Annotated in this window: 14 protein-coding genes; all 14 read right to left on the bottom strand. The window is 57.5% G+C overall.

Translation table 11 applies throughout. The annotated features are described in order from the left end of the window. Nucleotides 1–129: 129 nt before the first annotated feature. Nucleotides 130–756: a TorD/DmsD family molecular chaperone gene (locus tag BT114_RS10205; RefSeq protein WP_072326369.1), complete on the bottom strand. Its 627-nt coding sequence runs from the start codon at nt 754–756 to the stop codon at nt 130–132. An 11-nt stretch (nt 757–767) separates the two neighbouring features. Continuing rightward, a complete protein-coding gene (locus BT114_RS10200) occupies nt 768–2,405 on the bottom strand; it encodes a 4Fe-4S binding protein (RefSeq protein WP_245770433.1) in 1,638 nt (545 codons plus the stop codon). Then, entirely contained in the window at nt 2,347–3,015 is a 669-nt protein-coding gene (locus tag BT114_RS15180; protein WP_072326367.1) for a DUF3306 domain-containing protein, read from the bottom strand. The genes BT114_RS10200 and BT114_RS15180 overlap by 59 nt, the downstream gene beginning before the upstream one ends. Further along, complete coding sequence (locus tag BT114_RS10190; protein ID WP_072326366.1) at nt 3,012–3,479, bottom strand: DUF3305 domain-containing protein; 468 nt, start codon at nt 3,477–3,479, stop codon at nt 3,012–3,014. Before BT114_RS10190 ends, BT114_RS15180 begins: the two co-directional genes overlap by 4 nt. A 279-nt stretch (nt 3,480–3,758) precedes the next feature. Further along, the gene (locus BT114_RS10185; protein WP_072326365.1) at nt 3,759–4,385 is read right to left on the bottom strand and encodes a hypothetical protein; all 627 of its coding nucleotides are present in this window, start codon (nt 4,383–4,385) and stop codon (nt 3,759–3,761) included. Between the two features lie 94 nt (nt 4,386–4,479). Beyond that, nucleotides 4,480–5,433 carry a 4-hydroxy-3-methylbut-2-enyl diphosphate reductase gene (ispH, locus tag BT114_RS10180; RefSeq protein WP_072326364.1) on the bottom strand — a complete coding sequence of 318 codons (954 nt, stop codon included), beginning with the start codon at nt 5,431–5,433 and terminating at the stop codon, nt 4,480–4,482. A 21-nt stretch (nt 5,434–5,454) separates the two neighbouring features. Further along, nucleotides 5,455–5,904 carry an FKBP-type peptidyl-prolyl cis-trans isomerase gene (fkpB, locus tag BT114_RS10175; RefSeq protein ID WP_072326363.1) on the bottom strand — a complete coding sequence of 150 codons (450 nt, stop codon included), beginning with the start codon at nt 5,902–5,904 and terminating at the stop codon, nt 5,455–5,457. Nucleotides 5,905–6,012: 108 nt separating this feature from the next. After that, a complete protein-coding gene (gene lspA, locus BT114_RS10170; protein WP_342715805.1) occupies nt 6,013–6,555 on the bottom strand; it encodes a signal peptidase II in 543 nt (180 codons plus the stop codon). Continuing rightward, nucleotides 6,533–9,385, bottom strand: a complete 2,853-nt coding sequence (gene ileS, locus BT114_RS10165) for an isoleucine--tRNA ligase (RefSeq protein ID WP_072326361.1) — start codon at nt 9,383–9,385, stop codon at nt 6,533–6,535. The genes lspA and ileS overlap by 23 nt, the downstream gene beginning before the upstream one ends. 34 nt (nt 9,386–9,419) lie before the next feature. Beyond that, nucleotides 9,420–10,421: a bifunctional riboflavin kinase/FAD synthetase gene (ribF, locus tag BT114_RS10160; protein WP_072326360.1), complete on the bottom strand. Its 1,002-nt coding sequence runs from the start codon at nt 10,419–10,421 to the stop codon at nt 9,420–9,422. 82 nt (nt 10,422–10,503) lie between these two features. Then, on the bottom strand, nt 10,504–11,001 hold the full coding sequence (locus tag BT114_RS10155) for a prepilin-type N-terminal cleavage/methylation domain-containing protein (RefSeq protein ID WP_072326359.1): 498 nt from the start codon (nt 10,999–11,001) through the stop codon (nt 10,504–10,506). Then, nucleotides 10,998–11,528 carry a hypothetical protein gene (locus tag BT114_RS10150; protein WP_072326358.1) on the bottom strand — a complete coding sequence of 177 codons (531 nt, stop codon included), beginning with the start codon at nt 11,526–11,528 and terminating at the stop codon, nt 10,998–11,000. The genes BT114_RS10155 and BT114_RS10150 overlap by 4 nt, the downstream gene beginning before the upstream one ends. After that, entirely contained in the window at nt 11,515–12,264 is a 750-nt protein-coding gene (locus BT114_RS10145; RefSeq protein ID WP_072326357.1) for a prepilin-type N-terminal cleavage/methylation domain-containing protein, read from the bottom strand. Before BT114_RS10145 ends, BT114_RS10150 begins: the two co-directional genes overlap by 14 nt. A gap of 10 nt (nt 12,265–12,274) precedes the next feature. After that, nucleotides 12,275–12,706, bottom strand: coding sequence for a hypothetical protein (locus tag BT114_RS10140; RefSeq protein WP_072326356.1), 432 nt, complete (start codon nt 12,704–12,706; stop codon nt 12,275–12,277). Nucleotides 12,707–12,708 lie beyond the last annotated feature (2 nt).

Here is a 12,708-nt window from a genome sequence, read left to right as displayed (position 1 = left end):
TAACGTGATGAGCGCAGGCAAGACAAGGCGAAATTGATTGAATAAGCGGAGTTTACACGAAGTAAATGAGCATTTTGAGATCAATTTCAACGCAGTATAGGCAAGCGTAATAGTTAATCAGTAGGCTTCCTAACCTGCCGGGCTGAAAAGCTGTACCGCCTGCACCTGGCTGTGCTGTGTTTCAGTGGCAGGCTGGTAGAGTTTTTCCTGCTGAAAAAAGGCTTCTGCCAGTTCTGCCACCGCCTGATAAAACACCGCACTGGGAGCCTGTTGTACATCCTTGCACAGGGCTTCAACCCAACCGGCCAGGTGGCGATTAAAAAACGTGGCCTGGCGTTCAGCACTGGCACCCTGCTGAATCAGCAGGCTCATCACTTCACACAAAGCGGCGACATGGTCTTCCGGCTCCTTGCTGCTTTCTTCCCGCTCGAAGCCCAGGATTTTTAAATCCTTGCGCAGCTCAATCAGCGGGGCCTCCATGATGGAACCGGTCAGATACCAGGAAGCAAAGGGGGTGACATCCCCCTGCCCGATGCCAATGAACAGCGGCAGGTATTCATCTTCCAGCATCTCCGGGTTGGCCTGACGAGCGGCCAGTTGCAGCAATTGCCAGCCACGGGTCATGGGGTTTGAACGGCTGGTGTCGATCTCCATCTGCTGCAGAAAATCCAGCAGTTCTGCAGACGGTGCCGACCGGAACAGGCTGGCCAGCAGGGCATAAATATCGGCACGCAGTGCCTGGTGTTCCTGATGCATGATCTTTCTCCTTACAGGCGCAACTGGGCTTCGGGATCGGCAGCCAGTTCGCGGTAGCTGTCGCGCACCCGGCAGTCTTCACACATTTGCAGGCGTTTGGCTGCTTCACCCTGGAAGTAACTGTGGTGCTGCAGTTTTTTCATGATGCCGGTGATGGTGCTGTGGCTGCCAAAAGGCTTGCCGCAACTGATGCAATGAAAGGGCTGTTCTTCCTTCAACACCCGCTCATGCAGGCGCTCGCCGGGTGCTGGTGTAAAGCGGGCTTCCAGACTGATGGCACGTTCCGGGCAACTGCGTTCACACAGGCCACACTGCACGCAATCGGCTTCCAGAAAGGCCAGCCGGGGCTGTTCGTTGCTGTTGCCACGCAGGGCACCGGTGGGACAGAGGGCCACACAGCTCATGCACAGGGTGCAGGCATCGGTATTCAGCAGCACCTGGCCGTAGGGCGCACCGCTGGGTAGCGCAATGGCAGCTTCCAGCGCTTCACCCTGTTCAAACAGTCGCTCCAGCGCGGCATTCAATGTGCCACGTTTGCCTTCCCACTCAAACGGATCGCTGGCGGGCAGGTTGTGCCAGTTCGACAAGTGTTGATCCAGTTCCGGCAGGCGGCTGGCCAGTTGTTGGTCTTCCACGGTTTGAATGCGCTGTGCCGGATGACCCAGCGCGGTCAACAGTTGCCCGGCCAGAGCCACTTCTTTCTGCAGCAACTGACGCAGGCTGTTGGGCATTTCATCGGTCAACTGAATGGCTACAAAGGTGCAACCAGCAGCCAGCAGCGACATCCAGATTTCAATGCCCACACCGGCGGCTTCTTCCAGTGCCAGCGGCAGGATGAAATCCGGCAGTTGTTCCAGCTCTGGTGGGCTCTGGTGTGCATGGATCAGCAGTGCCGGGCGTTCTCCACCCTGCTGGCGGTAGGTGTCCACCAACTGGCGCAACTGGCTGAGTTGGCTTTGCGGCTGGGGGGTGACAAATGCCAGCGCACCGGTCGGGCAGGCGGTGGTGCAGCTGCCTGCACCGTGGCAAAGCGCGGTGTTCACGGCAATGGCGAAATCATGGGTCGGGGTGTTGTTGTGGCTGCTGATGGCATCTGCCGGGCAAACATCCAGGCAGCGGGTACAGCCGGTCTGCCCTCGGTCCGCATGCGCACAGATGCTGCTGTTGACGGCAATGTAGGCAGGTTTTTCAAACTCACCCTGAAGTTCACCCAGTTGCGGGATCACGGCCTGAAGCTCATGTGAACCGGCAGCCACATGGAAATAACCAGCAGGTGCCAGTTCACTGGGTATCACCGGCTCATCACTCAGATCCAGCACCAGATCAAAATGCAACTGACCGATTAATGCCTTCGCTGGGTTAAAGGGTGTGTTTTGCTGCTGATCACGTACCAGCAACTCAAACTGTCCCAGCCAGCCTTTCAGGCTGACCAGTGGTGTGTGAATCACCTGCAGGTTACCAGCACTGGTCTGGGCGCTGGCAAGAGCCTGCTCCAGGTGGCTTTCATCCTGATTGCTGATGGCACCATGAGCCAACAGGGTGATGCTGCGGGTGCCACGAATCTGACCGGCGGTCAGATGGGCCAGATCCTCAGGTCCGATGATCAGCAGGTGGCCGTTGCTCTGGTAACTGATGCTGCTGCTCTGCATCGCCAGCAGCGGTGGCAGGCTGTTGATCGCCTGACGTTGTGCCAGCCGATTGGTGGTGTTCTGGTTCATGGAGGTTCTGCTCATCAGGTTGTTGTGTGGTATCCAGAAGATTGTTGATGCGATCTTTGGCCCAGCTGCGTAATTGCCCGGCGGCTTCACTGCTCAGGGTGGCCATCTGGCTGTAGTCTTCGGCATATTCATCCAGCGGGCAGCGCACGTTGAATTCCGGCTGGTGAAACAGGCGGCGCAAAGCCTGCTGACGCAATGCCTGGCTGACACCTTTGGAAAAAAACATCGAAACATCACTGCCGGCGTGCAAGCTGTCCAGTGATGGCATATCTGCATCAGTCAGCTCGGGTGGGGTGTCGGCAAGCGCTTCAGGCTCGGTGTTGGAAAGCGCCTCGGACTGGGTGTCTGAAAGACTTTCGCTCGGGGTTGCGTGCTCAGCATCTACCGCTGACGCCGCGCCCGCCGAAAGCGGGCCATGCTCCAGTGTTCTGGCAACGGTTAAGGTAGGCTCAGTGGTCGCATCGGTTTCCGTGCGGGTGGCCTGCTTGCGGTTGGACCAGCGGCTCAGGAAACCGCTTGCCGGTGTTTCTGATTGGCTCATCCGCAGCCCCCGGGTTGCTGACGCGGCTGAGGGTCAGCTTCACGCAGGCGGCGATTGGCTTCACGCGGGTCCACCCATTCACCGTGGTGGGCCATGAAGGCCTCCACCCAGGCCTGAATGGCTTCCGGCAGCGGAATGTCCAGCACCGGTTGACCGGCATCCATGTAGTCGGCAGCTTCATCCTGACAAACCGTCAGCAGATGAGGCACCTGGTTTTCTTCACGGGCTTCACAGATCACAAACAGCTTGGGGGCCTGAGATGACAGATTAAAACGGTAAGCGGCACGGTCACCCTTGTAGAGCTGCAGTGTCATGGCGCGCGCTTCGGGATGATCAATCGGCTGGGCGCTGAGTTCGGCCACCTGCCAGTGAATGCTTTCCCAGCCGCGCGACAGGCCTACCTGCTTTTCCAGCAGCACCCATAGTGGCAACTGATAAAGTGAAGGAGCAACCGATGCAGTCATGAGACGTCCTTTACTGTGGTATGGCTGATTTGCAATTGATGCTGTTAAACAGCAAGCCATGTGCCGCAGACTGCAGGAGAATAAGAACAGAAAATCCGTTGTTTCAGGCCGTTCAAGGCTGCAAAAAGGGGTGAAAAATCAGAAGCCTCATCAGATCAAAGTAGCGGGATGGGTCATTTTGTCCCAGCGGCAACGCCTGGCTGCAATAATGGGCGGCAATAAAAAAGCCGGTGATCACCGGCCCTGTTGATTAAATGAAGTGCAGCACGCAGGTACTGATCAGAAGGTGTAGCGATAGGCTAAAGTGCTCAGGGTGGCATCGTCATAGAGCTTAATGTTGCCATAAAGGCCGTGACCTTTGCCCCCAAAATGAAGGCCAAGCCTCAGAAATGATCCTGACGAATAGTCTAGAGATTGGCGCTGCCAGGCAAGTTCAATTGCCCCGCTTTCTGTGAATCGGTGGCGCAACCCTACTTCGATACCATAGCCGTCATTATCAACTTCTCCGCAGAAACCCTCAATGCATACTTCATAGGTTTGGCCGACTAGAAAAAAACGGCCAACCAATAGTGTTGATTGGTCTGTATCTACTGGAGCAACAAAACCTGCCCCCATGGAAAGGTCGAAGATTGTCAGTTCAGTCTGGTAGCCAGAGTTAGTGACGGTATCCGTATCAATGAAAACAAAGAAATGGTCATCTGGCTGCCACGAGGCAGATAGATTAAGGCCAGACAACCCTTTGTAGACTACATAGCCTTGCGAATTGGGCACTGCAATAGGGTCATCAAATTTGAGGACGCTTAACCCAACTTGGAGGTATGAGAAATCACGCTGCATGGCATTTGTTATGCCACTGGTAAAAAGCAGCGTGGCACTTAGCAAACCGCAATAAATAGCTTTATTCATCTTGTGTCCATGTCCTTGAAAAATAATAAGTTGCACTTGGCGCGATGAATATTAGCTATTTAGAGATATGTCTGCAACGCAATGTTACATAAGCTCAGTCGACGGGTGTCAGGCGCAGTTCTTTCGGCATGGAGAAGGTGATGTTTTCCGGGCGGCCGGGCAGTTCCACCGGGGCTGTGGCACCCCATTCGGTCAGGCGCTGGATCACGTCTTTCACCAGCACTTCAGGGGCTGATGCACCGGCAGTGATGCCGATTTGTTTCACACCTTCCAGCCACTCGGGTTGCAGGTCATCCGCGCCATCAATCAGGTAAGCTCTGGCACCCATGCGCTCGGCCAGTTCACGCAGGCGGTTGGAGTTGGAGCTGTTGGGACTGCCAACCACCAGCACCAGATCAGAGGTATTGGCGAGGGTTTTCACTGCATCCTGGCGGTTCTGGGTGGCGTAACAGATGTCATCCTTGCGCGGGCCGCTGATGTTGGGGAAACGCTGGCGCAGGGCATCAATCACCCGCGCTGTGTCATCCATCGACAGGGTGGTCTGGGTGACGTAGGCCAGATGATCGGGATTGCTGACCTGCAACTGCTGCACATCGGATTCGTTTTCCACCAGATGGATGTGGCCGCCATGGCGGTTGTCATAACGCCCCATGGTGCCTTCCACTTCCGGGTGTCCGGCGTGGCCGATCAGCACACACTCCTGACCGTCACGGGCGTAACGCAACACTTCCATGTGCACCTTGGTGACCAGTGGGCAGGTGGCATCAAAAACTTTCAGGTTGCGGCGTTCAGCTTCCCGCTGCACGGCATGGGATACCCCGTGAGCAGAAAAAATCACGATCACGTCATCCGGCACTTCGTCCAGTTCATCCACAAACACTGCGCCACGCTCACGCAGGGCATCCACTACAAAACGGTTGTGCACCACTTCATGGCGCACATAGATGGGCGGGCCGAACACATCCAGCGCACGGTTAACAATTTCAATGGCGCGGTCTACCCCGGCACAAAAACCACGGGGATTGGCAAGCTGGATGCTGGGAGTCATGCCGGTGTCTCCTGCAGAGGGTTATTGAACGGATACGGGAGCAACGTCGAGGATCTCGACTTCAAAGGTCAGGGTGCGACCGGCCAGCGGATGGTTAAAGTCCACCTTCACCTGGCGCTCATCCACCTCGGCAATCACACCCGGCAGCTCGCCACCGGCCTTGTCCGTGAAGCCCAGAATCATGCCGACCTGCAGTTCATCAATGTTGGCAAAATCTGAGCGTGACAACATCTGGATGTTGCTGGGGTTGTGCTGACCAAAGGCTTTTTCCGGCGGTACAGTAAAGGTCTTGCGTTCACCGGCTTGCAGGCCGTGAATGCAGGCTTCAAAACCTTCCGGCAGATTGCCATCACCGATCACCAGTCTGGCGGGGTCGCGCTCAAAAGTGGAATCAACCGGCTGACCATCTTCCAGCAGCAGGGCAAAGTGCAGGGTGACCTGGGTGCCTTCACCGATTTTTAAATCTTTCATGGGGTTATTCCAGTGAGTCAGGCCACCCTCGGCAGAGGTGTGGCGTTATTATGAGTAAAATAGTCGGGTATTTTAACATGCTCAACACGGAAGCAGCACCCGCGGTCATCAAGCCTTGTCAGCCGGTGGCTGCTGTCCGAAAAAAGACTGCCAGATCAGCAGCACTGCGCCCACGGTAATGCCAGCGTCAGCAATGTTAAAAGCCGGGAAATAACGTTGATTCCAGTGAAATGCCAGGAAATCGACCACATAACCGTAAAAGAAGCGGTCATGCAGGTTGCCGATGGCGCCACCCAGAATCAGTGCCAGCGCCAGTGCAGTGAGTTTTTCGCCGGGTTGCAGGCGGTTCAGCCAGCCATAAATGAACAGGCTGGCGACCACTGCCAGCAGCACAAAAAACCAGCGCTGCCAGCCACCGGCATCAGCCAGAAAGCTGAAGGCGGCACCGCTGTTGTGCAGCAGCACCAGATCAAACACCGGCAGCACTTCGATGCGCTGACCATAAAACAGGCTGTTGCTGACCCAGGCCTTGCTGATGAGGTCCAGTGCCAGCAGCACACCGGCCAGCAACAGCCAGGGCAGGCTGCTGCGGCGCAGCTTCAGGCTGTGCAGTGCTTCACGCAAAGCATCAGGCATAACGGCGTTGCTCACCTTCACCATCTGGCAGATTGGTTACGCAGCGACCGCACAGCTCCGGATGATCGGCATGGCTGCCAACATCGTCACGATGGTGCCAGCAGCGTACACACTTGGCTTTGTTGCTGGCAGCTACAGCCACACGCAGTTCGTCCAGCTCGGTGGTGCGGGCATCCACACCTTCCGCCAGCGGGCGCAGGGTGACGTCGGAAGTCAGCAGCACAAAGCGCAGTTCCTCGCCCAGTTGCTGCAGGTCTGCCAGCAGCGCATCACCGACATAGAGTGTCACTTCTGCCGCCAGTGAACCCTTGATGATTTTTTCATTACGGGCATCTTCCAGGCACTTGTTGACGCCATCCTTCACGGCCACCAGGCGTTCCCAGTAGTCGCGGTCAAAACCACCGGCAGCTTTTTGCGGCAGGGCAAACAGGCCCTGGTACCAGGTGGTGAAAAACACGGATTCAGGACGCTCACCCGGCAGGGCTTCGTTGATTTCTTCAGCAGTGAAGCTGAGGATCGGAGCCACCCAGCGCAGCAGTGCCTCGGCAATGTGGTACAGCGCGGTCTGGCAGGAGCGGCGACCCTGAGAGTCGGCCTGCATGGTGTACTGGCGATCCTTGATGATGTCCAGATAAAAGCCGCCCAGCTCGCGCACACAGAAGTGGTGCACCTGCTGGTAAACATCCAGGAAGCGGTAGTTTTCATAGGCATCGGTGATGCGCTCCTGCAGTTGCAGGGCAGCATCCACCACCCAGCGATCCAGTGCCAGCAGGTTTTCGGCAGGCAGCAGGTCGGTGGCTGGATTAAAACCATTCAGGTTGGCCAGCAGGAAGCGAGCAGTGTTGCGGATACGGCGATAGGAGTCTGCGCTGCGCTGCAGGATCTGATCGGATACCGCCATTTCACCGGAGTAGTCAGTGGAGGCCACCCACAGGCGCAGGATGTCAGCACCCATTTTATCCATCACTTCCTGAGGGGCCACCACGTTGCCCATGGATTTGGACATCTTGCGGCCATGCTCGTCCACGGTGAAGCCGTGAGTCAGCAGCTGGCGGTAAGGCGGATGACCGTCAATGGCACAACCGGTCAGCAGTGAAGAGTGGAACCAGCCACGGTGCTGATCCGAGCCTTCCAGATACAGGTCGGCGACCGGGCCACTTTCGTGCCCCAACGGGTGAGAACCACGCAGCACGTGCCAGTGGGTGGTGCCGGAATCAAACCACACATCCAGGGTGTCGGTGATTTTTTCGTAGTCAGCGGCTTCATTGCCCAGCAGTTCACTGGCATCCAGTTTGAACCAGCCTTCCAGACCTTCTTTTTCAACCCGCTGTGCGACCTGTTCCATCAGCTCCACGGTGCGTGGATGCAGTTCACCGGTGGCCTTGTGCAGGAAGAAGGGAATCGGTACACCCCAGTTGCGCTGGCGTGAGATACACCAGTCCGGGCGGTTGGCAATCATGGCATGCAGGCGTGCCTGGCCCCAGTTGGGTACAAAATGGGTTTGTTCAATACCCGCCAGGGCTTTTTCACGCAGGGTTTTGCCATCCGTGCCCTGAATGTCCATGCCCACAAACCACTGGGCAGTGGCGCGGTAAACCAGCGGGGTTTTGTGACGCCAGCAGTGCATGTAGCTGTGAGTGATGCTTTCGTGTTTCAGCAGCGCGCCGACTTCTTCCAGCTTGGCCACAATATTGGGGTTGGCCTTCCAGATGAACTGGCCGCCAAAAAACGGCAGGTCAGCCACATACACACCGTTGCTCTGCACCGGATTGAGGATGTCATCGTTGCTCATGCCGTAGTGTTTGCAGCTGCGGAAGTCGTCCTCACCATAAGCCGGGGCCGAGTGAACAATACCGGTGCCCGCGCCCAGCTCAACGTAGTCAGCCAGATAAACCGGCGACAGGCGATCATAAAAAGGATGACGGAAACGGATCAGCTCCAGTGCCTGGCCGGGAGCGGTGGCCAGAGTCTTGCCTTGCAGGCCGTAGCGCTGCAGGCAGCTTTCCACCAGTTCTTCAGCCAGCAGCAGCAGGCGTTCACCGGTATCCACCAGTGCATAGGTGAACTCGGGATGAACGTTGAGCGCCTGGTTGGCCGGAATGGTCCAGGGGGTGGTGGTCCAGATCACAAGGCTGGCGGGTTTGGGCAGGCTGTCCAGACCAAAGGCGGCCGCCAGTTTGTCAGCATCTTCAACCGTGAAAGCCACATCAATGGCATCGGACTTTTTGTCCTGATACTCCACTTCGGCTTCAGCCAGCGCGGAGCCGCAGTCAAAACAGAAGTTGACCGGCTTCAGGCCTTTAAAGACATAACCGCCCTTGACCATTTCTGCCAGCGCACGGATTTCACCGGCTTCGTTGGCAAAGTTCATGGTCAGGTAGGGGGCTTTCCAGTCGCCCAGTACACCCAGACGCTTGAAACCGGACATCTGTTCGGCCACCTGTTCAGTGGCGTAACTGCGGCAGCGCTCACGGGTCAGGTCAGCCGGCTGATTTTTGCCGTGCACGGTTTCAACCTTGTGTTCAATCGGCAGGCCGTGGCAGTCCCAGCCGGGCACATAAGCGGCATCAAAACCGGCCAGCGTGCGGGATTTGACAATGATGTCCTTGATGATCTTGTTGACCGCATGACCGATGTGGATGCTGCCGTTGGCGTAGGGAGGGCCATCGTGCAGGATGAACTTTGAACGACCGGCGCTGATTTCGCGGATGCGGGCATAAAGATCCATCGCTTCCCACTGTTTCAGGCGCTCCGGCTCGCGGCTCGGCAGATTGCCGCGCATCGGGAAATCCGTTTCCGGCAGGTTCAGGGTGTGTTTGTACTGGTCTGCATTCTTGTCGGTCATGATCGAGTCGTCTGGGGTCTGAAATCAAAAAAGGTCACAGGGGTGCCGTGGCCAGCAAAGGCGGTACACCGGTGGCCAGCCAGGCCTGTCCGGGTTGCCAGTTGGCATCATGGCGCTGGAAAAAGTGAATGGCCTGCTGAATATCTTTGGAGATACCGGCTTTCAGGGCATCCAATCCATCAAATTTCTGTTCGTTGCGCAGCTTGGCCAGAAAAAACACTTCCAGCCGTTTGCCGTAAAGATCGGCATTGAATCCTGGCAGGTGCACTTCCAGGGCCGGTAACACACCATCCACCGTCGGGCGCAGACCGATGTTGGCAACACCCGGCCACAACAGGCCATTGCTCAGGCGCACCATCACGGTGAACACACCATTCAGTGCCGGTTTACGATCACCCAGCAGCAGGTTGGCAGTGGGTACCCCCAGGGTGCGGCCGAGTTTCTGGCCATGCACCACGCGGCTGGCAATCTTGTAAGGGCGGCCCAGCAGACGGGCAGCACCGGCCAGATTGGCACTGGCCAGCGTGGTGCGTACGCGGGTGCTGGACACCCGTTCTTCATCCAGCAGGAAGGTGTGAGTGTGCTCAACATGGAAGCCGTGTTTTGGTCCCATTTTTTCCAGCAGATGGAAATCACCGGCACGGTCACAGCCAAAGCGGAAGTCATCACCCACCACCAGATGGCGCACGCCCAGACCATTCACCAGCACTTCATTCACAAAGGCCTCACCGGTCAACCGGCGCAGGCGATTGGTGAACTGCAGGCAGACAATGCGTTCGGCACCGTATTCGGTCAGGCGTTCAACCTTTTCGCGGAAGCGGTTGAGGCGTGGTGGTGCCTGGTCTCCGGCAAAAAACTCCCGTGGCTGGGGTTCAAACACCATCACCGTGGCCGGTTGGCGCAGGCGTGCAGCAATTTCCCTCACCTGCTGAAGGATCTGCTGATGCCCAAGGTGCACCCCATCAAAGTTGCCGATGGTGGCCACGCAGCCGCGATGCCAGGCGCGCAGATTGTGGATGCCGCGAATCAGTTCCATGAAGGTCCGGGTTGAATAACAGTGATGGAAAAATAACCACGGGATTATATAGAAAAGCGACCGCCACGAACAGCGGCGGGCCTCAGTCGTTGCAACGGTTGATCAGGCTGGTTGGGGGTGTGTCATTGATGCGGGTGCGACCGGTGGCCGACAGGGTGATGGCGCGGGGTGCCTGTTGCCGGAATCCGGTACAGGGCAGCAGGGTGGCACCGGTGCCACGGCGGGGCAAAGGACGCAATACAACCTCATGTGCCGGAAAACTGATGCCGTGCCCCTGACCGTTAAAAAAAGCCAATGGCTCGCCGGATTCAGTGATCAACAACAGATTGCCGGTGGCTGCAGCGCTGCTCTGGCAGGACTGGCCACGATGACTGGGACAGAGCAACAGGCTTTCACCGCGTAAACTGGCAAGCTGCCGACCATGATGGATCACTGCCAGCAGCCGGTTCAGTTCCGCTGTCTGATGATGGGCTTCAAATTGTCGGGTGGCCGCAGGCACGGCCACACCCAGTAGTATGGCCAGAATAGCCAGTGCCAGCAGCAGCTCCAGCAGGTTGATGCCGCCCTGCTGTTGTTTCACTGGCAACTGCTCCGCTGGGCACCCAGGCAATCACGCATCAGACGTGCGGTTTGCTGGCCTTCACTGTTGGCCTGAAACACCACCTGCCAGCGAGCGCGAGTGCCCTGTTCGCCCCTGAGTTCAAGGGTTAACAGATGGTCCGGGTTGCTGCCGGGCTGCAGGCGATAAAGCTGCAGACAGCCTTCACGATTCAGGCGTGAAAAAGCCGGAAGCTGCTGCAGGGAACGTGATGCAGTACAGCCCGTTTGCATCACCCCGTGCTGACCGGGATTGTTAAGGCTCTGGTGCGCCTGGGTGTAAGCATTGGCGCTGTTGTTGCGCAGATCCTGTTCAACCCTGCGGATGATCAGCAGTGCCTGTTTGTGCAGGCGTTCACCCTCCATCTGGCTGGCATGAATGCGCGCGCTCTGGCTCAGGCTGGTGGTGGCCATCTGAATCAGCAGCAGTGCAGCAGCCATCAGTGCCAGCAGGGGCACCAGCAAAAATCCCTGCTCGTGGCAGGGCAGATCGGGTTTAGGGTGCAGCATGCTGCACCTCCTGCAGGTGAACACTGCGCACCAGCAATATCCGCAGATACTGATCCTGCGGGGGTTGCAGGGTTTCCTGCCATAAAGTGAAAGGAGTGGATTGATGCCCCGGCAAGGGCTGGCTGGATTTCAGCAGCAGGGCAAACTGGATGCCGCGAATGGATGACCAGTCATTCACCTGCCCCGGCCGTTGCCACTGACCGGAAGTGTGCTGCAGGCGCACCCGAAACAGCTCCACTTCGGGAATCATGGTCTGGGAAGGAATGGTGCTGCCTGCGGCTGCCGGTTGATGTGACAGTCCCCAGCCCTGGCTCTTTTGATCCCGATGCCAGAGGCTCAGCAATCGGTGTGTTTCGGTGTCCGGTTGTTGCACCAGCAACCAGTCAGAGTCCGTGGCGGATTGAAAGTGAAAACTCACACTCTGACCGTTGCCGTTACTGGTGTTGACCTGCCGACTGTGCTGATTGCCGGACGGGTAACCGGCACTGGCAGCACCTGCTGCCACCACCCCACTGGCGGCTGCCAGATCACGTATTAATGCCAGCTCGGCCAGACGTGCCTGATGATCCAGTTGCAATGACAGCTGTTGGCGCAACTGCTGCTGGGCCAGCGCCGCATAAACCTGGCTGGCCGCGACCAGTATCAATCCACCCAGCAGACTGACCAGCAACAGCTCCACCAGGTTGAAACCGTGTTGAGAGTGCCTGGGGCGGGGGGTGAGGTGAGTCATCAACATGGCGGGTCACTCACAACTGCAGCCAGCGTTGCAATTGCTGCTGCCGGTGCGGTCCTTGCCACTGCAGCGTCAACTGGCGGGCTGAACCACTGCCACTGATGGATGCCCGAAGGTCTGGCAGGCGAGCGCTGGCTTCACACCAGAGGGTTAAATCCGGTGACCCTTGTGCAGTTGCAGGGCAGCGTGATGGACTCAAGGCTGCTGCCAGCTGGGTGCTGTTCAGGGTTGGAGATTGCAGTTGTGCCGCCAGATCCAGCGCCAGTCGACCGGCCAGTGCCTGCTGTTGCAGTTGCTGCTGGAGTTGCTGGCTGGCTAACAGATACTGACTGATCGCCAGGGTCATCAAGGCGACCAGCAACAGACTGACCAGCAGCTCCATCAGGGTATAACCGGTTTCGGCACTGCTGGTGTCAGGAATACAAAAAGTAGTGGGTTGCTGCATGC

The organism is Marinospirillum alkaliphilum DSM 21637 (assembly GCF_900119735.1).
Classification (GTDB): Bacteria; Pseudomonadota; Gammaproteobacteria; order Pseudomonadales; family Halomonadaceae; genus Marinospirillum; species Marinospirillum alkaliphilum.
The sequence above is the reverse complement of the archived record's forward strand: the minus strand, read 5'-3'. Positions and strand labels throughout refer to the sequence as shown.